This is a genomic window from Clostridioides sp. GD02367, assembly GCF_045900275.1.
GTDB lineage: Bacteria > Bacillota > Clostridia > Peptostreptococcales > Peptostreptococcaceae > Clostridioides > Clostridioides difficile_A.
The window spans coordinates 39841-60738 of the sequence record NZ_JBJODK010000013.1 but is presented as its reverse complement, the minus strand read 5'-3'; the positions used below and the strand labels follow the sequence as shown (position 1 = coordinate 60738).

The following is a 20898-nucleotide window of genomic DNA, read 5'->3' as shown; positions in this document are numbered from 1 at the left end:
AGTATATTGAATTTAAGCACTGGAAATCAAAAGGTCAGTAGATTAAAGAAAAAAGAGAAGCCTAAAGATTTTAAAAAAACATTTAAAAGAGTTTTTATATACTTTAAAAAAGACAAAAAGATTACTAGATTCATTTTTTTGCTAGTAATAATCGACTCTATTATATCAACTATAATACCATATACTCTTGGAAAAGTAGTTGACATAATAAATATTGATACGTATTCGAAGTCCATTTTCTTAAAAGGCATAATTATATTACTCTCATTTTATATAATTGAATTTTCAGTTAAACTGTCTAAGGGGATATGTACAGCTAGACTATCTCAAAGTATAGTTAAAGAGATGAGAAGTAATTTGTTTTTGAAATTTAAAAATCTACCAATAACCTTCTTTGATAAAAGTTCTACTGGAGATATTATGAGCAGGGTAACAAATGATGTTGATAATATTAGCACAGGAATCTCAAATTCATTAGTACAATTAATTTCAGGAATTTTAAATATATTGATGACTTTCATTATGATGTTTATATTAAGTCCAATTTTAACATTTTGTAGTATTATATTAATACCAATAGTAATGTTTCTAAGTAACTTTATAGCAAAGAGGACTAGAGTTCTTTTTAAACAACAACAAGTGGAGTTAGGGAAGTTAAATTCTCATATTGAAGAAATGGTATCTAATATAAATGTAGTAAAATCTTTTAACTATGAAAGAAAGTCTATAAATGATTTTAAGGAAGTTAATGATAGACTATTGAATATTTCACTCAAATCGCAAATCTATACATCTCTTTTAATGCCTATTATGAATGTAATTAGCAATATAGGGTTTGCAACTATATGTATTATAGGTGGAGTCTTGGCGTCTAAAGATATTATAACTATAGGAGTTATAGCTAGTTTTTTAAGCTATGTAAGACAATTTACAAGACCATTGAATGAATTGGCAAATCTATTTAATACATTACTTTCAGCAATAGCAGGATGTGAAAGAGTTTTTGAGATTATAGATGAGAAAGAGGAAAAAGAAGTAAAGGATGTATTTAAAGACAAGTTTAATGATAACAAGAATGATAATCTAAATTCTTCTTTTTCAAATGGAGAGATAGAGTTTAAAGATGTAAGTTTTTCTTATAATTCAAAAAAGAAGATTTTAGATAATATAAACTTAAGGATAAAGGCAGGCACATCAAATGCCATTATAGGAGAGACTGGTAGTGGGAAAACAACAATTATAAATCTAATTACAAATTTTTATCAAGTAGATAAAGGAAGCATATTTTTAGATGGTGAAGATATATATTCTATTGATAGAAATTATTTAAGAACTTGTTTTGGAGTAGTTCCACAAGAAAGTTATATATTTAATGATACAGTTATGGAAAATATAAGATATGGGAATCTAATGGCTACTGATGAAGATGTTATATATGCTAGTAAAATAGCAAATTCACATAAATTTATAACGAAAATGCATAGAGGATATAATACTGTATTATCAGATAGGGGTGAGGATTTAAGCGAAGGTCAAAAACAGTTAATAAGTATTGCTAGAGCAATATTAAAAAATGCACCTATACTTATTTTGGATGAAGCTACAAGCAATATAGATATAGCAACAGAGGCCAAGATTCAAGATGCAATAAATAATTTAACTTTTGGAAAGACCAGTATAATCATAGCACATAGATTAAGTACTATATCAAATTGTGACAATATAATAGTTTTAGAAAATGGCAGAATTTTAGAATCTGGAAATCATAAAGAATTAATAAAACTAAAAGGACATTATTATAGAAACATACTGTTAACACAAGGAAAGTAAGTGTTTAGAAAAAACTTTAAAAAAATTGTTTAAAGGTATATGCCTCGGGTATATATAAACTAACTTGATAAATAAAAAATTTAATTTGATATATAAAATTTAGGAGGAAAGTAATTATGAAAAAATTTGTTTGTACAGTATGTGGATATATACATGAAGGGGATGCTGCACCAGCACAATGTCCAGTATGTAAAGTTGGAGCTGATAAATTTGAAGAAATGAAAGGCGAAAAAAATTGGGCTGATGAGCATAGAATAGGTGTAGCTCAAGGTGTAGACGAAGAAATAATCGAAGGATTAAGAGCTAACTTTGTTGGTGAATGTACAGAAGTAGGAATGTATTTAGCAATGAGTAGACAGGCTGATAGAGAAGGTTATCCAGAAGTAGGAGAAGCTTATAAGAGAATAGCTTTTGAAGAAGCTGAGCATGCTGCTAAATTTGCAGAACTTCTTGGAGAAGTTGTAGTTGCAGATACAAAAGAAAACTTAAGAGTTAGAGTTGACGCTGAGTATGGAGCAACTGATGGAAAACTAAAATTAGCTAAAAAAGCTAAAGAATTAGGATTAGATGCTATACGTGATACAGTACATGAAATGTGTAAAGATGAAGCTAGACATGGTAAAGCATTCTTAGGATTATTAAATAGATATTTTGGAAAATAAATTTAATATAAGTTAAGTAGATTTTTAGGAGTATATCATTTATGATTTTTAAAATTATAAGGATATACTCCTTTTTAATAGTTGTATTTTATAGCTATAATCTTGTAAATATTTAAATGAGTATAAATATAGTTTTAATGAAATCAATCTTTTAGTTTTATTATCTCTAATTTATATAATGATGAAATTAATTTGATGTAAATATATTCGAAAAACTAACTGGCTGGGGGTCATGCCTACTGCATATCTTGTGTAATATTGTTACATGAGTGTTGATTTTTACTACTTAGTCACTTTTACTTTGCAGAAAGTTTGTTGTAATAAACGGATTATTTTATAAGTCAGATTTTAGAGATAGTAAATTGACATACTTAAAAGAATACATTAAACTAAATGTAAAAAATATCGACAGGTGGTGGACAATCTGATTAAGTATATACATAAAAGTAATATAGCTATTGTTGTACTACATGAAATTTATGGAGCTAATAATTTTATAAAAGATGTTTGTCAAAAGTATTATAAAGATGGATATGATGTGTTTTGTCCAGAGCTTTTGGGAGATAGGAAAGTTTTTTCTTATTCAGAATCTCAAGAGGCGTATGGTTTTTTTATAGACAATGTTGGATTTGATATTTATAAACAAGTAGAAAAACTTATAAATGACTTAAAATCAGAATACAAATATGTACTTGTTATAGGATATAGTGTTGGTGCGACTATTGCATGGAGATGTAGTGAAGACTCTCTTTGCGATGGTATAGTTTGTTGTTATGGTTCTCGAATTAGAGATTATATGGAGGTAACTCCGAAATGTCCTACCTTGTTAGTGTTTGCAAAACATGATTCATTTGATGTTGATTCTATTTTTTGCCAACTTTTTAGAAAACAAAATGTTCAAATCGAGATTTTAGATGCAAATCATGGTTTTATTGATACATACTCAAAAAATTATTCTGATGTTCAAGCACAAGTGTTTAGTACTAAAGAAAAAAGTTTCTTAGATAAATATTTAGTATAGCATATTATAAAATATATAAAAGATTTAATTAATCTTAAAAGTTTTATGGCACTATTGATATTTGAAAATATTAGTAGTGCCATTAGATTTTAGTGTTATTATATTTTTGAGATATAGTTAATTGACATTATAGTGTTAATTATGTCTTTATGATTTTTAATGAGTTTATAATACTATTTATTTAAATAAACAATAAGAAAATTCTTTGTACTTGAATAAGAATATTATATGAGAATATTGCAATTTGATATATTTACCATTACAATAAAAGTAGTTACAACTGAAATTCTAAATAAGTTAAAGTAAGTTGGCAAATTGGAGGTTTTTAAATATGAAAGCATTTAAAAAGCACTTCTTAGTACTTTCTTTGATATTTTTGCTTATTGTATCGTGTCTTAATAGTGTTCAATGTTTTGCCGATGAGTCTGAAAATTCAAAAAAAATACGAGTTGGATATTGTGATAACTATGGAATTATATCTTCATCCGAAGAACATTCTTATACAGGATATGGTTATGATTATTTAAAAGAAATTTCAAAGTATACAGGATGGAAATATGAATTTGTAAAAGGGTCTTGGGAAGAATGTTTAGATAGATTAGAAAACGGTGAGATAGATTTACTTGGACCTTTACAGAGTAATGATGAAAGAGGTAAAATATTTAATTTTCCTAAAATAAGTTCAGGATATGAATATAGTGCATTATATACAAATGAAAGTAACTACAATATGTTTTATGAAGATATAAGTTCATTTAACAATATGAGAGTGGCTGTGCTCAAAGGTAATTTTCATAATATTGCATTTGAGAAGTATAGAAAAGAAAATAAATTTTCAGTAAAATATATATATTGTAATTCTATCGATGAGTTAATTGAGTCTGTTAATAAAAATAAAGCAGATGCTTTTGTTTGTGGAAGTATTGTAAATGCAAAAGGAATGAAGATAGTTAGTAAGTTTTCAATGGAACCTTTTTATTTAGCTACTACAAAAGAGAAAACTGATTTAGTAAAAGAATTAGATTATGCTTTAAAAGAATTAAAAATGAATGATATGTACTATGATATGGAATTATATAAAAAATATTTTAAAAGAGATGTTACTAATTCTATAGCATTTACTCGTCAAGAAATTAATTTTATTAAAGCCAATCCAAAGCTTACTATGGTATACGATTCTGAGTGGTCTCCTGTTGAATATTATGATGTAGAAAGTAATTCATTTAAAGGTATAAGTTCTGACTTAATGTCAATTATATCAAAAAAATGTGGAATAGAATTTGACTATATTGAAACAAAAAATTATAATGAGAGTCTTAATTACATAAAAAATGGAAAGGCAGATATGCTTTGTGGCTCAATTAATGAAGATGATAAAGAAAAACGATTTGGTATGAAACTGACAAATCCATACATAAATATACCTATAGTTATGGTTGGAAAACTAGGAACTAATCTCAATAATGATTTAAATATTGCTTTAACAAGTAGTTATAAGTCTATTGATTCTTACATAGAAAAAAGCTTTGAAAATGCCAAAGCAACATCTTATAAGTCTATAGAAGATTGTTTAGATGCCATAGATGAAGGAAAAGCAAGCCTAATGGTACTTAGTTCTTATCAGTTTGATGAACTCTTAAAGGAAGGAAAATGTAATAATCTATCGATTATATCTGTTTTAGATACTAATTATGGAATGTGTATAGGAGTATCAAATAAAATTAGCCCAATATTGATATCAATTTTAAATAAATCAATAGGCAAAATTACTGATGAACAGTTAAATGACAGTATATATTCTAACACCATTAATAAGCCTTATAAGGTACCATTTGGTATCATTTTTAAAGAGTATTCATTACAAATTATTATGTGTATTTGTATTATGTTTTTAATTGCCATCAAATATATAATTTACAATAAGAAAAAGAAAGAGGATTCTCTAAAGAAAATTGCATATACAGATTCATTAACAGGAGCAGCGAGTATAGAGAAGTTTAAAATAAATGCAGAGAAATTATTTGCTAAAAACAATCCAGAATCATATGTGTTATTTTATATGGATGTTGATAAATTCAAGTACATAAATGATATGTTTGGATATGATGTGGGAAATAATACTTTAATACATATATCAAATACTATTGCAAGTGAATTGCATGAGGATGAAATTTTTGCAAGAGTTTCTGCTGACCATTTTGTTCTTCTTATTAGATATAAGACAGATGAAGATATTAAAGCAAGGCTAAATAGCATTTATAACAAAGTTCAGATATTTAGTAATCATAAGATAAATTACTATAAGTTGATTTTAGATTGTGGTATATACAAAATAAATAAAGATGATAGAGATATAAACACTATTATGGATAGAGCAAATACTGCAAGAAAGACTATAAAAGGTGGTCATAAAAATTCATTTGCTTTTTATAATGATGAAATGCATAAGAAAATACTAAAAGAAAAAGAAATTGAAAATACAATGATAGATGCTCTTAACAATGGAGAATTTATTGTATATTTTCAGCCTAAATATAGTCTTTTAGATTACCAGATTATAGGGGCTGAAGCACTTGTCCGTTGGGATAATCCAAAGAAAGGACTAATCCCACCAATAGAATTTATTCCTGTATTTGAGAGAAATGGCTTTATTGTAAATATTGATTTCTATGTATTTGAGGAAGTATGTAAAAAGATTAGAGAATGGATGGATGAAGGTCAAAAAGTTGTACCTATATCTGTTAACTTGTCTCGAATGCATTTTGTAAATAGTAATTTTGTTGAGAAGTTTAGACTAATTGTAGATAAATACAGAATACCAACAAATTTTATAGAATTAGAGCTAACAGAAACAGCAGTATTAGATAATATAGACGGTTTAATTGACACAATGAATCATCTAAAAGAAAATGGGTTTGTGATTTCTATGGATGATTTTGGAACAGGATATTCTTCGCTTAATCTTCTAAAGGAACTACCTGTTGACATATTAAAATTAGATAGGGCATTTTTTACAGAAAAAGATGAGAGTAATAATGAAAAAATTGTTATATCTAATGTCATTAGAATGGCAAAGGAATTAAAAATGAAGGTAATCTCAGAAGGAGTAGAAACCATTTCACAATTAGATTTTTTAAAGCAAATTGGATGTGATATGGTACAGGGATACTTATTTTCTAAACCAATGCCTGTAAAAGATTTTGAGAAAATAGTTTTTAAAAAAGAAGAAAAAGATGTATAAATAATGTGAAAACATCTACACAATAAAGATGCTTTAAGATAGTTAAATATACTATCTTAAAGCATCTTTATTTTTGTATGAGTTTTTATTGAAATTATTAATAGATTAAATCAATTGAGAAAAAAACTCAAAAGAACATAATAATCACTTGCAAAGTTCGTACTATTATGATAGACTTAAATCAAAATTAAGAATTGTAAAAAGAAGGAAAACATAGGTAATTATTTTAACTGACTAAAATTTAAGATAAAATATTGTAATTTATATATGAGATAACGATTGCTTATAAATTTAAATTAGTTTAAGAGGAGGAATATTATATGATGCCATTGATACTATCAAATACAGGAGAAGAAGTAGTTATAAAGAAGATTTCAGGAAGTGACAAGACAAGAACTTTTTTAAATAGTATAGGTTTTGTAGTAGGTACAAATGTTAAAATAATTTCTAAGATAGATGGGAATTTAATAATAGATGTAAAAGATACTAGAGTTGCATTAGACAAAAAGATGGCAAGTAGAATAATAATATAGGGAGGTAATGATATGAACAGATTAAAGGATATTAAGTGTGGAGAGACTGTGAAAGTCAAGAAGTTAGAGGGGGAAGGAGCCACACGAAGACGTATAATGGATATGGGAATTACGAGAGGTGTTGATGTATTTGTAAGAAAAGTAGCTCCTCTTGGTGACCCAATTGAAATAACTGTAAGAGATTATGAACTATCAATTCGTAAGTCAGATGCAGAAAAAATCATTGTGGAATAATAAAATTAATTAATTGGAATGGATTTAGTGCAATTATATAATGAGAATGATTTTCTGTATCATGAATAGTTATGTACTTAAATAATAATGGAGGGAATGGAAATGTCAATAAAAATAGGTCTCATAGGAAATCCTAACTGTGGTAAGACAACAATGTTCAATGGGCTTACAGGTTCATCTCAATATGTTGGGAACTGGCCAGGAGTAACAGTTGAAAAAAAAGGTGGAAAGTTAAAAGGAAATAAAGATGTGGAGATAGTAGACTTACCAGGTATTTATTCTTTATCACCATATACATTAGAAGAAGTAGTTACACGTAATTTTATGTTAGACGATAAACCAGATGCAGTAATAAATATAGTAGATGCATCAAATATAGAGAGAAATTTATATCTTACAACTCAAGTTTTAGAATTGGGTATACCTACTGTCATAGCTCTTAATATGATGGATATTGTTAATAAAAATGGTGATAAGATAAATATTAAAAAGTTATCTGAGGTTATAGGTTGCCCAGTGGTAGAAGTGACAGCAGTTAAAGGTCAAGGGATTATGGAAGCCGCTGAAAAGGCAATTCAACTTGCAAGCAGTAATAATAAATTAGATTTCAAACTGCCTTTTGTTGATGAAAGTAAGGAAGCAATAGAAAAAATTGAAAAGATAATAGAAGAAAAAACTCCATATATAGATATGGAAACACGTTGGTTAGCTATAAAGTTATTTGAAAGAGATGAAAATGTTATACAAAAACTTGATATTTCTAAAACAATATTGAATAACATAGAAGAAATAACTAGAGATTGTGAAAATGAATTGGATGATGATAGTGAAAGTATAGTAACAGCAAATCGTTATGAATTTATTAGTTCAATAATTTCAAGTATAATAAAGAAGAATAGAAAAGGTAAGGAAACTGTATCAGACAAGATAGATAAGATTGTAACAAACCGAATATTAGCATTACCTATTTTTGCACTTATAATGTGGGGAGTTTATTATATAGCAGTAAGTTCATTGGGCGCTATAGCAACTGACTGGACTAATGATGTACTGTTTGGAGAAATTATTCAAGGAAATGTAAGTAATTTTATGGCTTCTTTAAATGTAGCTGATTGGTTACAAGGACTTGTAGTTGATGGTCTAATTGGTGGAGTTGGAGCTGTATTAGGATTTGTCCCACAAATTATGCTTCTATTCTTATTATTATCAATATTAGAAGATTGTGGATATATGTCACGTGTAGCTTTTATAATGGATAGAATTTTCCGTAAGTTTGGTCTTTCAGGAAAATCATTTATACCAATGCTTATAAGTTCAGGTTGTGGAGTTCCAGGAGTTATGTCAACTCGTACTATAGAGAATGATAGAGATAGAAAAATGACTATTATGTTAACTACATTCATTCCATGTGGAGCTAAAATACCAATAATAGCATTATTTGCAGGAGCATTATTTGGAGGTGCTTCATGGGTAGCGCCATCAATGTATTTCTTAGGTATAGTAATGATAATCATTTGTGGAATTATATTAAAGAGAACTAGCTTATTTGCAGGAGAGCCATCTCCATTTGTTATGGAATTACCTCAATATCATGTTCCAAGTGCAAAAGGTGTTTTAATACATATGTGGGATAGAGGAAAAGCCTTCATAATCAAAGCAGGTACGATTATATTTGTAGCTTGTGGAGCAATCTGGTTCTTGCAATCATTTAACTGGTCATTACAAATGGTAGATGCTGGAGATAGTATATTAGCTAGTTTAGGAAATATAGTTGCACCAATATTTGCACCTCTTGGATTTGGAAACTGGCAATCATCAGTAGCAACAGTTACAGGTCTAGTAGCCAAGGAAAATGTAGTTGGGACATTTGGAGTTTTATTTGGTATATCAGATGCGACAGAGCAAGACCCAGCACTTCTTGGTTCAGTTGCAAGTATGTTTACAGTAGCTAGTGCATTTGCATTTATGGCATTCAACATGCTTTGTGCACCTTGCTTTGCAGCTATTGGAGCTATAAAAAGAGAAATGGGTTCATGGAAATGGACATGGATTACATTAGGATTCCAAACTTTAACAGCATATATAGTTGCTCTTCTTATCAATCAAGTTGGAAGTTTAATTTTAGGAACTGGAGGAAGTATTGCTGGGGCAATAATATCTATAGTTATAGCAGTAGCTGTAGTATTGATAATTTTAACTTATTCAAATAGAAATATGAAAAAAGAAAAAATTGGTAAATTAAGTTATATGAAAAATTAATTCATATAAATAAGGAGTGGTGAATATGGCTACATTTATTATAGCAGCTATTGTAGTAGTATTGATGGCGTTAGCCATAATGCATATGGTTAAAAATTCAAAAAAGAATGGTAGCAGTTGCGGATGTGGTTGTTCTGGTTGCTCAAGTAGTAAGAGCTGTAATACTAATAAGAGATAGATAAAATAAGAATCTGATAAAAAGTTAAATTACTTTATTATCAGGTTCTTATTTTTTATACAAATAATAAATTTCATGTTTGAAGTAGGTTAGACTATGTTGTAATTTTAATGTATAATTATAGACAAATATATGATTAGGAGGGATTATTGCTAAATAAAGCAATATAAATGTATATTATGTTTAAATTTGATGTGACAAATGAGCTTATGTGTATAGCAAGGGGAAGTGGCAAATTTTTTGCAAAAAAAGGTGCTATGGTAGCCTTTAAAGGAAATTTTAATTTTGAAAAATTATTACTTGGTCCTAATAATGGTGGTGGTTTAGGAAGAGCACTGTTAGGGCATGTTCAAAGGTCATTAACAGGAGAACAAATGCCAATAATGGTTGTTGAAGGTGAAGGTGAAATTTACCTGGCTCAAAATGCTTATCATGTAGATGTAATATCGATTGATCCAGGTGATTCAATTTATGTTGAGAGCGAAAATTTATTGGCATTTTCTGAACAATTGCATTATAGTGTAAAATTAATTGGTTCAGGGGTACTATCTCAAAAAGGGCTTTTTACTACACATTTAGTAAATAAAACAAGCCAAAATCAAGATGTCGCCATAATAACAGATGGAAATCCTCTAATACTTGAAGGGCCTTGTTGTGTAGACCCAGATGCATTAGTAGCCTGGACTGGAAGGGAACCATATCCAAAAGTAGCAAAATTATCATGGAAGACTTTTATTGGTCAGACTTCTGGGGAATCTTATCATATGGAATTTGTTGAACCTGGACAAATAGTCATTATACAACCATCTGAAAGATTGTCTGGCTTAAAAACAGATTCTACGCCTTCTGATAGAATGAATTCAGGTGGGTTGAGAATTGGTATAGATTAAATTTTATAATGTAGTTTAATCACTCTTTAGGATTTTAAAAAATAAAAAATGTAGCAGGGATAGATATATTAAAAGGAGTCTTATATGATTGAGAAAATTCATAAAAAATTCAAAGGATATTATATTTTTTTAATAATTTTAATTTTATGGAAAATTGTATGTGTTCTGGGAATATGGAGTAGCTATATCTTGCCTCCTCCTGAAAGGGTTCTAGATACTTTCATAAAAATGATATACGATGGTTCTATTTTCTTAAATGCCTATGCTAGTATAAAAAGAATATTGATAGGTTTTTTTATAAGTTCACTGATAGCAATACCACTTGGAGTTATATTTGGAGTAAATAAAAAAATGTATGAATATTTCAAACCACTCTTTGAATTTATGCGAAGTACACCTCCACTAGCTTTAGTTCCAATGCTGATTTTATGGTTTGGGATAGGTGAAGAATCCAAAATTATAATTATCATTTTGGCATCTTTTTTCCCTATATTTTTAAATACACTGAAAGGCATAAAGAATTGCGATAATAAATTAATAGAAGTAGGTAAATCTTTTAACTTATCTAAAAAGAGAATTTTTTATAAAATAATAATTCCTAATTCTATGTTAGATATTGTTGTTGGACTTAGTTTAGGTCTTGGATATAGTTTTAGAGCTATAATTGGAGCAGAACTTATTGCAGCTTCTTCAGGTCTAGGATATTTAATTTCTGATGGAAAAGACATGTCACGAACTGATGTTGTATTGGTAGGAATTTTTGTTATTGGATTTTTAGGTATACTTTCAGATTATCTATTTTCAAAAGCAATAACAAAGTTTAGTAAAGGGAAGCAGGTTGATTTAAATGGTTAGAAATGGATTTTTGTTAGAGAATATACATAAAAAATATTTAGTTGATAATAAGGAACACTTGGTTCTTGATGATGTATCTTTAAATATATCTAGCGAAGAAATCACTGTTATACTAGGGGAGAGTGGATGTGGTAAGACAACATTACTTAGAATTTTAGCAGGTCTTGAAAACGCTACTAGTGGAAATGTATATTTTTACAATAATGATAAACAATGTATTCCAAAAGTAGGTGTAGTATTTCAAGAAAGCAGACTAATGCCATGGTTGAATGTGAGTGAAAATATACTTTTACATACTGAAAAAAAGAATAAAAATAAGGTTGATTTGGATAAGTATTTAAAAATGATGAAACTTGAAAAGTTTAAAAATTCATATCCAAATGAATTATCTGGGGGGATGGCTCACAGAGTAAGTATAGCAAGAGCACTTTCCTTCAATCCAGATATTTTACTGATGGATGAGCCATTTGCGGCACTAGATTACTTTACAAGAAGAAAAATGCAAAAAGAAGTTGTAAATATCCATAAAAATACTAAAAAAGGTGTAGTATTTGTGACTCACAATATAGAAGAAGCTATGGAAATAGCAAAGAAAATAATTGTTTTTAGTAAAAATAAAGGGATTAAACAGTTTAGTGTCGAAGATGAATATAATAGAGATTTAACAAAAAGCTATTATATAAGCTTAAAAAAAGAAATATTAAGGGAATTGGGGGAGTTTTAATTGATTAAGAGAAACAAAAAGATTTTAGCAGTAATGACATCTTTAGTAATGGTGTTGGTTGGTACTGTAGGTTGCTCAACAAAAAATGACGAGAAAGATGCACCTGCAAAAAAAGAGGCTAGTTTACCTAAGGAAATAAATCTGACTTATGTGAAATCACCACTTAATGTTCCTAGTATACTTGAAAAAAAGGATGATTTATTTGGAAAGGAATTTGGAAAAGACAATATAAAAGTTAATTTTCATGAATTGACAACAGGACCAGAGCAAACTCAAGCACTAGCTGCAGGAGAGATAGACTTTTTACATGCATTAGGAGGAACATCTGCAATAATAGCTGCTTCAAATGGTGTTGGTCTTAAAGTTACAAATATTTACAGTAGATCACCAAAAGGATATATGCTTATAACTAATAATGAAAATATTAAATCTATAAAAGATTTAAAAGGCAAAAAGATAGTAGGACCAAAGGGTACTATACTTCATCAATTGTTAATTGCAGCACTTGCTAAGGAAGGTTACACTATAGATGATGTTGAATATGTAAATATGGATATTCCTAGTGCTGCTTCTGCATTAGAAAGCAAAAGTGCTGATGTAGCAATGCTTGCAGGTCCAACAGCATTAAAAACAATAAACTCAGGTGCTAAGATGATTGTAAATGGAGAAGGCTTAGTTAGTGGAATAATAGTTACTGCAGTAAGTGATGATTTTGCTGAAAAATATCCTGAGTTAGTAAAAAGATTTATGAAAGTTCATGAAGAGACTTTAAAATATATGGATGAAAACAAGGATAAAGTAATGGATGTTGTATCTAAAGAAGTGGGGCTATCTTTAGATGAAACTAAAGAAATGTATTCTTGGTATGATTTTAGTTCTAAAATAACAGATAAAGATATAAAAGAGTTAGAAGACACACAAGAATTCTTAATGTCTAATGGAATGCAAGAGAAGAAAATAGATATTAAAGACATGTTGTACAATCAAAACTAGAATGTTAAATTAGAAAATACACCCTTTTTATTATGGAAACAGTATAGTAAAAGGGTGTATTTTTTATTACTATATAAAAATACAACTAAAAGCAACTTACTATTTTATCTACACTTATGTAGTCTAGTAACTTTCTCATTTTTTTACGATGAAGTAAAAACTTAGAATATGTGTCTTCTGATTGTTTTGTATCTCCGTAAACCTTCCAATATTTAATCATAGAAACTTCATAATTACTATATCCCATAAATCCAATCACATCTTTGAGAGGATATCCTAAAAAAATTCCTATTTCATCAGGAAAAGTATCACCTTTAAGCTTATCTACTAAATGTTCTAAATAAGCATTAACATTTGTATTTTGTTTGTATCCCAGAAATTTTAAAAAATTTACTGTTTTTTTACATTTTAGCCTTTCTGATAAAGCTTTTTTGTTTACAAATAAGATTTTTAATCCCTTTTTCTTTTTATCAATAACTATAAAATCTATCTTTTTACATTTATATAGATATTTGTAAATATCACTAATTTTTTCCTCTCTATTTACATCAGTAAATGAGATATTTATTATTTCAGCAGGTTTAGAACCTAAAAAGACAGGACCTAAAACTTCTAAAAGCCATTTTATATAAGATGATTCAATTTTATTTTTACAACAAAATTGTGAATTACAACAAGACATAAAAGATAACCTCCTTCAAATGAAAATTAATATCAATTAATTAGATTATACTATGAATGATAATCAATATCAATAATAAAAATATATTTTTTTTATTTAGTTACTTATTTATTATAATTTCCCAAAAAATAAATTATATCTTGTTTAATTTTAGTAAATAAAAAATAAAAATATAGAAATACTAAGTTAAGAAAGAAATATATTTAAATTTTTTGTAATACAAAACATCTAGGAGGGTAATAAAAATGAAATTAAAAAGAACCTTATTTGTAGGACTAGCGTTAGTATTAGCTATAGGAATGACTGCATGTACTAAAAAAACAGAAGAACCAAGTGAGAATGCAGGGAAAAATCCCAATGAATCAGTAAATAATAATGAAGGTTATATGAATTATTATTCAACAAGCTATAATGATTATATAGCAGGTTTAAATAGATATTCTATTTATGATACTCCAGAGAGTATAAATAATCAGTTTAAGGATAAAGAATATCCAGGAAATGAAAAATATTTAGCTGATGTGAAGGCTGCATATAAAGATAGTAGAGATAAAATACAATCATTTGTAACATCTCTTAAAAAAGATGGTAAAACAGAAGATACAGAATTAAAGAAAATGAATGATGAATTAATAACTGAAGGTGAAAGATTAATAAAAGATATAGATGAGAGAATAAAAAAATTAGATAATGTATCTGATGAAGATATGAAAAAAGGTCAAAATGACTTTATGAAGATAGTTCATGGAACAGAAGATGTTGGAAATGATATAGGTAGTGGTTTTAGAAAAATGATAAAAGATATGAATGATAGACTAGGAATAACAGGAAATAATAAAAAATAATAGAGTAAATATCTAGTTAGAAAATAAAAAAGTTTTACAATATATAGAAGCCCTAAAAGTATTATCTTTTTTGGGCTTCATATTTTTTATATTAATGACAAATTAATAATTGTATAATATCATATAACTATTGAAAATACAAAGATTTAGATACTAGAAAGTCAATAAAAGATATCTATTTATTTTTAACTAAGAAAAACAAAAAATAAAAAATTTAAATAAATTTATTGACAAATATTATTAATGAATATATCATATATAACATAGCAACAAATGATAATCGAATTAAATTTTAAATTAAATAACGTCTTATCAAGAGTGGTGGAGGGACTGGCCCTTTGAAACCCGGCAACCAGTATATTTTATATACATTGGTGCTAAATCCTGCAACTAATATAGTTGATAGATGAGTATAAATAGCTTTCTAAGCCTGAGTTTATACTCAGGCTTTTATTTTGTTATATATAAATTAAAATACATAAGCGAGGATAAACATAAAAACTTAGCATAATAATAGGGAGGAAATTTTATGATTAGCATAAAAAATGTTAATAAGTATTATGGAAAGATTCAAGTACTTAAAGATGTAAGTATTGAAATAGAATCTGGAGAAATTTTTGGAATAATAGGTCATAGTGGAGCAGGAAAATCAACACTACTTAGATGTATAAATGGCTTAGAAGAATATCAAGAAGGTAATGTGCTTGTTTCTGATAAGGAAGTAAAGTCACTAAATGAAAAGCAAATGAGAGATTTAAGAAAAGAACTAGGCATGATTTTCCAACACTTTTCATTACTTGAGAGAAGAACTGTATTTGATAACGTAGCATTACCATTAGAATGTTTTGGATATACAAAATCAGAAATACAGAAAAGAGTTTTGGAGCTATTAGAAGTGGTTGGTATATCTGAAAAGAAAAATGATAAACCTAGGAACTTAAGTGGTGGTCAGAAACAAAGAGTTGCAATTGCCAGAGCTTTAGCACTAAATCCACAAGTACTTCTTTGTGATGAAGCAACTTCAGCATTAGACCCAAATACTACAAAATCAATTCTTTCATTACTTGAAGATATAAATAAAAAATTAGGAATAACAATAATTGTTGTAACTCATCAAATGGAAGTTATAAAACAGATTTGTGGAAGAGTAGCAATAATGGAAAATGGAGAAGTACTAGAGGTAGGAGATACAGAAGAGATTTTCTTAAGAAATACTAAGGGACTTAGAAAATTAATAGGTGAAGAAAGTATAATTTTACCAAAAGGAACAAATATAAAGATACTATTCCCTAAAGATATTTCTAATGACGCTATTATAACGACTATGGCAAGAGAACTAAATATAGATGTATCTATAATATTTGGCAAATTAGAACAATTTAAAGAAGATATTTTAGGTTCACTTATCATAAATGTTTCAGATAAAAGTGGGGAACAAGTAAAACAATATCTAACTAGTAAAGGCATAAGATGGGAGGAAATGATAAATGAATAGTTTAATCGACTTTTTAACAACACTATTTCCAAATGCATTGTTACAAACTTTGTATATGGTTATAGTACCAACTATAGTAGCAACAATATTAGGATTTATACTAGCAATCATATTAGTAGTTACAAAACCAGATGGATTAAAACCAAATAGCACAATAAATAGTGTTTTAGGATTTATAGTAAATATATTTAGAAGTTTCCCATTTATGATACTTATAGTTGCAATGATTCCAATAACTAGATTAATCGTTGGAACAAGTATAGGGGAAACTGCTGCAATAGTACCAATAACTATTGGTGCAGCACCATTTATCGCTAGAATTATAGAAAGTTCGTTAAATGAAGTTGACAAAGGATTGATAGAAGCTGCAAGATCTTTTGGGGCTACAAAGAGACAAATAGTATTTAAAGTTATGATAAAAGAAGCTATGCCTTCAATAGTATCTGGAATTACATTATCAATAATATCTATACTTGGTTATACAGCTATGGCGGGTGCAGTAGGAGCTGGAGGATTAGGTAATGTAGCACTTATTTATGGATATCAAAGATTCGATACAGCAGTAATGGTGTATACAGTAATAGCACTTGTAATATTAGTTCAGATAATACAAGGTATAGGAAATCTAGCTTACAAGAAACTAAAATAATTTAATCATAAAAACTTTAAAGAGGGGGAGTAAAAAATGAAATTAAAAAAATTATTATCAGTAGCATTGGTGTCAGCAATAGCAATATCAGCAGTTGGTTGTTCAAACAAAGAGGATAAGAAAATACTAGTAGGGGCTTCATCAAATCCACACGCAAAGATACTGGAAGTAGCAAAACCTTTATTAAAAGAAAAAGGATATGATTTAGAAGTAAAAATATTTGATGACTATGTACTTCCAAACACAGCTTTAGATGAAGGTTCTTTAGATGCAAATTTCTTTCAACATATTCCATTTTTAGAGGAAACAGTTAAGGAGAAAGAATATAAACTTACGTATACAGCTAAAGTTCATATAGAGCCAATGGGATTCTATTCAGAAAAAGTTAAGTCATTAGATGAAATAAAAGATGGAGCAGTTATAGCTGTACCAAATGATGCAACTAATGGAGCTAGAGCGCTTAAATTATTAGCAAAAAATAAAATAATAGAAGTAAAAGACGGAGAACTTATAACTAAAAAAGATATAACTAAGAATCCTAAAAATATACAAATAAAAGAAATGAATGCAGAGCAATTACCAACAGTATTAAAGGATGTTGATGGAGCAGTTATAAATTCTAATTATGCTTTAACAGCTAACTTAAATCCTACTAAGGATGCTATAGTAATAGAGTCAAGTGATTCTCCATATGTGAATATAATAGCTTGTAGAGAAGATAATAAAGACAGTGATAAGATGAAAGCTTTATCAGAAGCTATGAACAGTAAAGAAGTTAAAAAATTTATACAAGATGAATATAAAGGAAGTATAGTTCCAGCTTTTTAAATTGAATATACAAAATCTATAAAATGAGTAAAATTAAAAATATTTACTCATTTTTTTTTATAACTAGAAAGTGACAAATTTTTTGGAAGAATTGTGGTAACATATTTATAGGTAAAACTATATAAAAATGAAGAAGTGGTGGGGAATATGGAATCTAAGGGAACTTTAAGCAAGAATAAGGTCTATATACTAGCTAATGGGGTATTTTTGATTATTGCACTTTTAAATATAAATTTGTATACAGTTTCTATAAATATGTATAGGATAATTTTACTTTGGATATTTGGATACTCTATAGTTTATATAACTAGTTTTAAAAAAGACGAATTTATAAATATATTAAAGTCAGGGTGTCTCGTATTAGTTTTTGTAAGTATTTTAGGCGTAGCAGATTTAAAACTTCAAACATTCCAAATTGTATTACTAAATTTAAGTATAATTAATATGTCTACTTTTATATATTTAACCATTTCTAAAGTAAAAAATTTGAGAATAAGCCCTGTATTAATCTTTTATAGTGCTTTTGTCATAGTAGACTATTTTATAAGAAATATTTTTAGTGATTTTAACTGGAATATGATTATTATATTAGTTAATATTGTCGTGTCGTTGTTTAATTTGATATATTTATTGAATAAACTTGATAGCACAGTTGAACACTATAAGTTAATAAAAGATTTATCATATTTTGCTTTTTTTACAACTATTATAGGATTTATAGCAATTTATTTTAGTGTAGTAGATACAGAGAGATTAATAGGAGTAGTGTATTTATTATTATGTAACCACACTTATTATGTATATGTATACAGTCTCAATAATAGAATAGTATATCCATATTACGAGCTTGATTATATAAATAAAAAATTAAGTAGAAAGTCAGAGCAATTAAGTAAAATAAATTTAGCTATAGAAAAAGATATGACTATACAAAGAACATTAAAGAATTATATAGACCAAAGGAAAGAGTTATTGAGACAAGCTCTTGATACAATACCAAACGTATGGATAGTAACGGATTATGATTTTAATATAAGTTATACAAATAATAAGTTTAAAGATGAATTTTCAAAAGATATGAGTAATTTTTATAAAATATTAACTTTTGTCAAAGAAGATAAAAATGTAGCTGAAAAATTAAAAAAATTTGACAATGATATAAGTATAATCGACAATCAGGTAGAATTAAATGATAAAATCTATTTGTTGAGTTTAAGTAATAATAAAGATGAAAGTAATTACTTAATAAGCTTAAATGATATTACAAATGAAATCAAAATGGATGAGGAAATAAGACATATAAATAAAGATTACAAAAACATTATATTAAATATTCCATCCCCTATACTTGTGAGGAGTGCTGAAGGTGGTATAAAGAAGAATAAGATAATTAGTATAAATAAGAAATATGAAAAGAGTTTTAGATGTAATTCCAGTGATTTAGTTGGTATGACATTAGAACAGTATTTTGAAACTTTCAATATAGATTTCTTTGATAATAGAGAATTTAAAAGATTAAATCTTACACAAGAAAAGAAAGCTGAAATAGTAAGTTACAATGATACAGCAAACTGTATAGTTAATTTTGTAATGTCTGATATAGATGGTGAAGACCGTGTTGAAGAAGTTAGAGTTGGAGACTACTGGTCAGATAATAAGCTATTTAAATTGCTTACATTTAGAGATATAACTAAAGAGATAAATATACTTAGAATAGCAAATGAACAAAAGATAATATACGAAAAATTACTTGATGCTATACCAGAGGCTATTTTTCTTGAAGATTTAAGTACATCAAGAGTTCTATATACAAATAGAGCTTTTAGAGAATTATTTGGAATTTCTAGTGATGTATTAGGAGCCACAACGCAAAAATATAGAAATATATTAGTAAAAAAATACATAAATAATTTAAATATAGGAGAGAGAGAAAAGAGCATTCACATAGTAAACGAAAATAATCATATTAGAGAAGTAAAGATGATATCAAGAACATTGTATTTTGGACAAAAGAGAAGTAGAGTTAGAATTATTAAAGATTTGAGTGTACAAAGAGAGTCTGAAAGACTTAAGAAAGCACTAATAAAACAGAGACAATATGACCAAATGAAGATGGAGTTTTATGCTAATATATCTCATGAACTTAAGACTCCTTTAAATAATATATACAGCTCAGTTCAACTTGTCGAAAATCTTTATAAAAAAGGAAAAATAATAGATTTTCAGAATATACTAAAAGAACATATACAAATAACTAAACAAAATATGTTTAGATTATTGAGATTAATAGATAACATAATAAATATTTCTCAAGTTAAGTCAGAGATATATAAGATTAAAGCAGTTAATTTTGATATTATCGATATAACAGAAAGAATAGTTACATCTATTAGCAGTTATGCTAGGTCTAAGGGAATAGATTTGATTTTTGATACAAATGAGGAAACTATGAGGGTAGGGCTTGACCCAGAATCTATAGAAAGGATAATATTGAATATATTATCAAATTCTATAAAGTTTACTTTAGAAGGTGGAGAAATTCTTGTAGGTATCTATAAAAAAGGTGAGACAGTAGAAATACTTATAAAAGATACTGGAATAGGTATAGAAAAAGATAAATTGAGTGACATATTCAATCGATTTAAACAAATTGAAAATAGTGGTATATCAAATGAATTTGGAAGTGGGATAGGATTGTGTCTTACAAAATCATTGATTGAAATTCAAAATGGGGAAATTTACATAGACAGCAAAGTAGGAGAAGGGACTGAAGTGAAGATTATATTCCCAATTAAAGAAGTGGTTGAAGAAGTCTATGATAATTCAAATTATAATGACAATATTGAAAAATTCGAAATAGAATTTTTTGATATATACAAATAATAAATATTGAAATCTATTATTTGTATACAATCATAAAATAAGTTGATTTTATTTATGTTTTTAGCTAGACTTAGTTTATTGCAAATAAATTTTATG

18 protein-coding genes and 1 riboswitch are annotated in these 20898 nt (G+C 27.6%); of the genes, 17 read left to right on the top strand and 1 reads right to left on the bottom strand.

Annotation, left to right across the window (positions count from 1 at the left end):
* Positions 1 to 6 precede the first annotated feature (6 nt).
* The 12 genes from Q3223_RS15495 to Q3223_RS15440 all read left to right on the top strand — a co-directional run bounded on the left by Q3223_RS15495 (position 7) and on the right by Q3223_RS15440 (position 13420).
* Positions 7 to 1830, top strand: a complete 1824-nt coding sequence (locus tag Q3223_RS15495) for an ABC transporter ATP-binding protein (protein ID WP_407812169.1) — start codon at positions 7 to 9, stop codon at positions 1828 to 1830.
* 116 nt (positions 1831 to 1946) lie between these two features.
* Complete coding sequence (locus Q3223_RS15490) at positions 1947 to 2492, top strand: NADH peroxidase (protein ID WP_407812168.1); 546 nt, start codon at positions 1947 to 1949, stop codon at positions 2490 to 2492.
* Positions 2493 to 2904: 412 nt separating this feature from the next.
* Positions 2905 to 3513: a dienelactone hydrolase family protein gene (locus tag Q3223_RS15485; RefSeq protein WP_407812167.1), complete on the top strand. Its 609-nt coding sequence runs from the start codon at positions 2905 to 2907 to the stop codon at positions 3511 to 3513.
* 331 nt (positions 3514 to 3844) lie between these two features.
* Entirely contained in the window at positions 3845 to 6754 is a 2910-nt protein-coding gene (locus Q3223_RS15480; protein WP_219673520.1) for an EAL domain-containing protein, read from the top strand.
* Positions 6755 to 7074: 320 nt separating this feature from the next.
* Positions 7075 to 7287: a FeoA family protein gene (locus tag Q3223_RS15475; RefSeq protein ID WP_021384253.1), complete on the top strand. Its 213-nt coding sequence runs from the start codon at positions 7075 to 7077 to the stop codon at positions 7285 to 7287.
* Between the two features lie 12 nt (positions 7288 to 7299).
* Positions 7300 to 7521, top strand: coding sequence for a ferrous iron transport protein A (locus tag Q3223_RS15470; RefSeq protein WP_021384243.1), 222 nt, complete (start codon positions 7300 to 7302; stop codon positions 7519 to 7521).
* Between the two features lie 102 nt (positions 7522 to 7623).
* Complete coding sequence (gene feoB, locus Q3223_RS15465; protein WP_219673519.1) at positions 7624 to 9780, top strand: ferrous iron transport protein B; 2157 nt, start codon at positions 7624 to 7626, stop codon at positions 9778 to 9780.
* A 25-nt stretch (positions 9781 to 9805) separates the two neighbouring features.
* Positions 9806 to 9958 (top strand): FeoB-associated Cys-rich membrane protein, encoded by a 153-nt coding sequence (locus Q3223_RS15460; RefSeq protein WP_054269974.1) that lies wholly within the window; start codon positions 9806 to 9808, stop codon positions 9956 to 9958.
* Positions 9959 to 10137: 179 nt separating this feature from the next.
* Positions 10138 to 10848, top strand: coding sequence for an AIM24 family protein (locus Q3223_RS15455; RefSeq protein WP_054270007.1), 711 nt, complete (start codon positions 10138 to 10140; stop codon positions 10846 to 10848).
* 84 nt (positions 10849 to 10932) lie between these two features.
* On the top strand, positions 10933 to 11703 hold the full coding sequence (locus Q3223_RS15450; protein ID WP_054269975.1) for an ABC transporter permease: 771 nt from the start codon (positions 10933 to 10935) through the stop codon (positions 11701 to 11703).
* A complete protein-coding gene (locus Q3223_RS15445) occupies positions 11696 to 12427 on the top strand; it encodes an ABC transporter ATP-binding protein (RefSeq protein WP_054269976.1) in 732 nt (243 codons plus the stop codon). The genes Q3223_RS15450 and Q3223_RS15445 overlap by 8 nt, the downstream gene beginning before the upstream one ends.
* Positions 12428 to 13420, top strand: a complete 993-nt coding sequence (locus Q3223_RS15440; protein WP_074178985.1) for an NrtA/SsuA/CpmA family ABC transporter substrate-binding protein — start codon at positions 12428 to 12430, stop codon at positions 13418 to 13420.
* An 85-nt stretch (positions 13421 to 13505) separates the two neighbouring features.
* Here Q3223_RS15440 and Q3223_RS15435 read toward each other — a convergent pair whose 3' ends face one another.
* On the bottom strand, positions 13506 to 14102 hold the full coding sequence (locus Q3223_RS15435; RefSeq protein ID WP_054269977.1) for a DUF3793 family protein: 597 nt from the start codon (positions 14100 to 14102) through the stop codon (positions 13506 to 13508).
* Positions 14103 to 14347: 245 nt separating this feature from the next.
* Here Q3223_RS15435 and Q3223_RS15430 point away from each other — a divergent pair, with 245 nt between their 5' ends.
* The 5 genes from Q3223_RS15430 to Q3223_RS15410 all read left to right on the top strand — a co-directional run bounded on the left by Q3223_RS15430 (position 14348) and on the right by Q3223_RS15410 (position 20802).
* Positions 14348 to 14947, top strand: a complete 600-nt coding sequence (locus Q3223_RS15430) for a hypothetical protein (RefSeq protein WP_054269978.1) — start codon at positions 14348 to 14350, stop codon at positions 14945 to 14947.
* Positions 14948 to 15253: 306 nt separating this feature from the next.
* Positions 15254 to 15360: riboswitch (SAM riboswitch) on the top strand.
* A gap of 116 nt (positions 15361 to 15476) precedes the next feature.
* The gene (locus tag Q3223_RS15425) at positions 15477 to 16442 is read left to right on the top strand and encodes a methionine ABC transporter ATP-binding protein (protein WP_054269979.1); all 966 of its coding nucleotides are present in this window, start codon (positions 15477 to 15479) and stop codon (positions 16440 to 16442) included.
* Positions 16435 to 17091 carry a methionine ABC transporter permease gene (locus tag Q3223_RS15420; protein ID WP_054269980.1) on the top strand — a complete coding sequence of 219 codons (657 nt, stop codon included), beginning with the start codon at positions 16435 to 16437 and terminating at the stop codon, positions 17089 to 17091. Before Q3223_RS15425 ends, Q3223_RS15420 begins: the two co-directional genes overlap by 8 nt.
* 36 nt (positions 17092 to 17127) lie before the next feature.
* Positions 17128 to 17919, top strand: coding sequence for a MetQ/NlpA family ABC transporter substrate-binding protein (locus Q3223_RS15415; protein ID WP_054269981.1), 792 nt, complete (start codon positions 17128 to 17130; stop codon positions 17917 to 17919).
* Positions 17920 to 18066: 147 nt separating this feature from the next.
* Positions 18067 to 20802 (top strand): ATP-binding protein, encoded by a 2736-nt coding sequence (locus tag Q3223_RS15410; protein WP_407812166.1) that lies wholly within the window; start codon positions 18067 to 18069, stop codon positions 20800 to 20802.
* The last annotated feature ends 96 nt before the right edge of the window (positions 20803 to 20898 follow it).

What these genes read in the sequence shown, in the direction of transcription:
- Q3223_RS15410 (WP_407812166.1), top strand. Translation starts at nt 18,067, where the DNA reads ATGGAATCTAAGGGAACTTTAAGCAAGAATAAGGTCTATATACTAGCT.
- Q3223_RS15445 (WP_054269976.1), top strand. Translation starts at nt 11,696, where the DNA reads ATGGTTAGAAATGGATTTTTGTTAGAGAATATACATAAAAAATATTTA.
- Q3223_RS15430 (WP_054269978.1), top strand. Translation starts at nt 14,348, where the DNA reads ATGAAATTAAAAAGAACCTTATTTGTAGGACTAGCGTTAGTATTAGCT.
- Q3223_RS15455 (WP_054270007.1), top strand. Translation starts at nt 10,138, where the DNA reads ATGTTTAAATTTGATGTGACAAATGAGCTTATGTGTATAGCAAGGGGA.
- Q3223_RS15470 (WP_021384243.1), top strand. Translation starts at nt 7,300, where the DNA reads ATGAACAGATTAAAGGATATTAAGTGTGGAGAGACTGTGAAAGTCAAG.
- Q3223_RS15425 (WP_054269979.1), top strand. Translation starts at nt 15,477, where the DNA reads ATGATTAGCATAAAAAATGTTAATAAGTATTATGGAAAGATTCAAGTA.
- Q3223_RS15490 (WP_407812168.1), top strand. Translation starts at nt 1,947, where the DNA reads ATGAAAAAATTTGTTTGTACAGTATGTGGATATATACATGAAGGGGAT.
- Q3223_RS15460 (WP_054269974.1), top strand. Translation starts at nt 9,806, where the DNA reads ATGGCTACATTTATTATAGCAGCTATTGTAGTAGTATTGATGGCGTTA.
- Q3223_RS15415 (WP_054269981.1), top strand. Translation starts at nt 17,128, where the DNA reads ATGAAATTAAAAAAATTATTATCAGTAGCATTGGTGTCAGCAATAGCA.
- Q3223_RS15475 (WP_021384253.1), top strand. Translation starts at nt 7,075, where the DNA reads ATGATGCCATTGATACTATCAAATACAGGAGAAGAAGTAGTTATAAAG.
- feoB (WP_219673519.1), top strand. Translation starts at nt 7,624, where the DNA reads ATGTCAATAAAAATAGGTCTCATAGGAAATCCTAACTGTGGTAAGACA.
- Q3223_RS15480 (WP_219673520.1), top strand. Translation starts at nt 3,845, where the DNA reads ATGAAAGCATTTAAAAAGCACTTCTTAGTACTTTCTTTGATATTTTTG.
- Q3223_RS15420 (WP_054269980.1), top strand. Translation starts at nt 16,435, where the DNA reads ATGAATAGTTTAATCGACTTTTTAACAACACTATTTCCAAATGCATTG.
- Q3223_RS15450 (WP_054269975.1), top strand. Translation starts at nt 10,933, where the DNA reads ATGATTGAGAAAATTCATAAAAAATTCAAAGGATATTATATTTTTTTA.
- Q3223_RS15435 (WP_054269977.1), bottom strand. Translation starts at nt 14,102, where the DNA reads ATGTCTTGTTGTAATTCACAATTTTGTTGTAAAAATAAAATTGAATCA.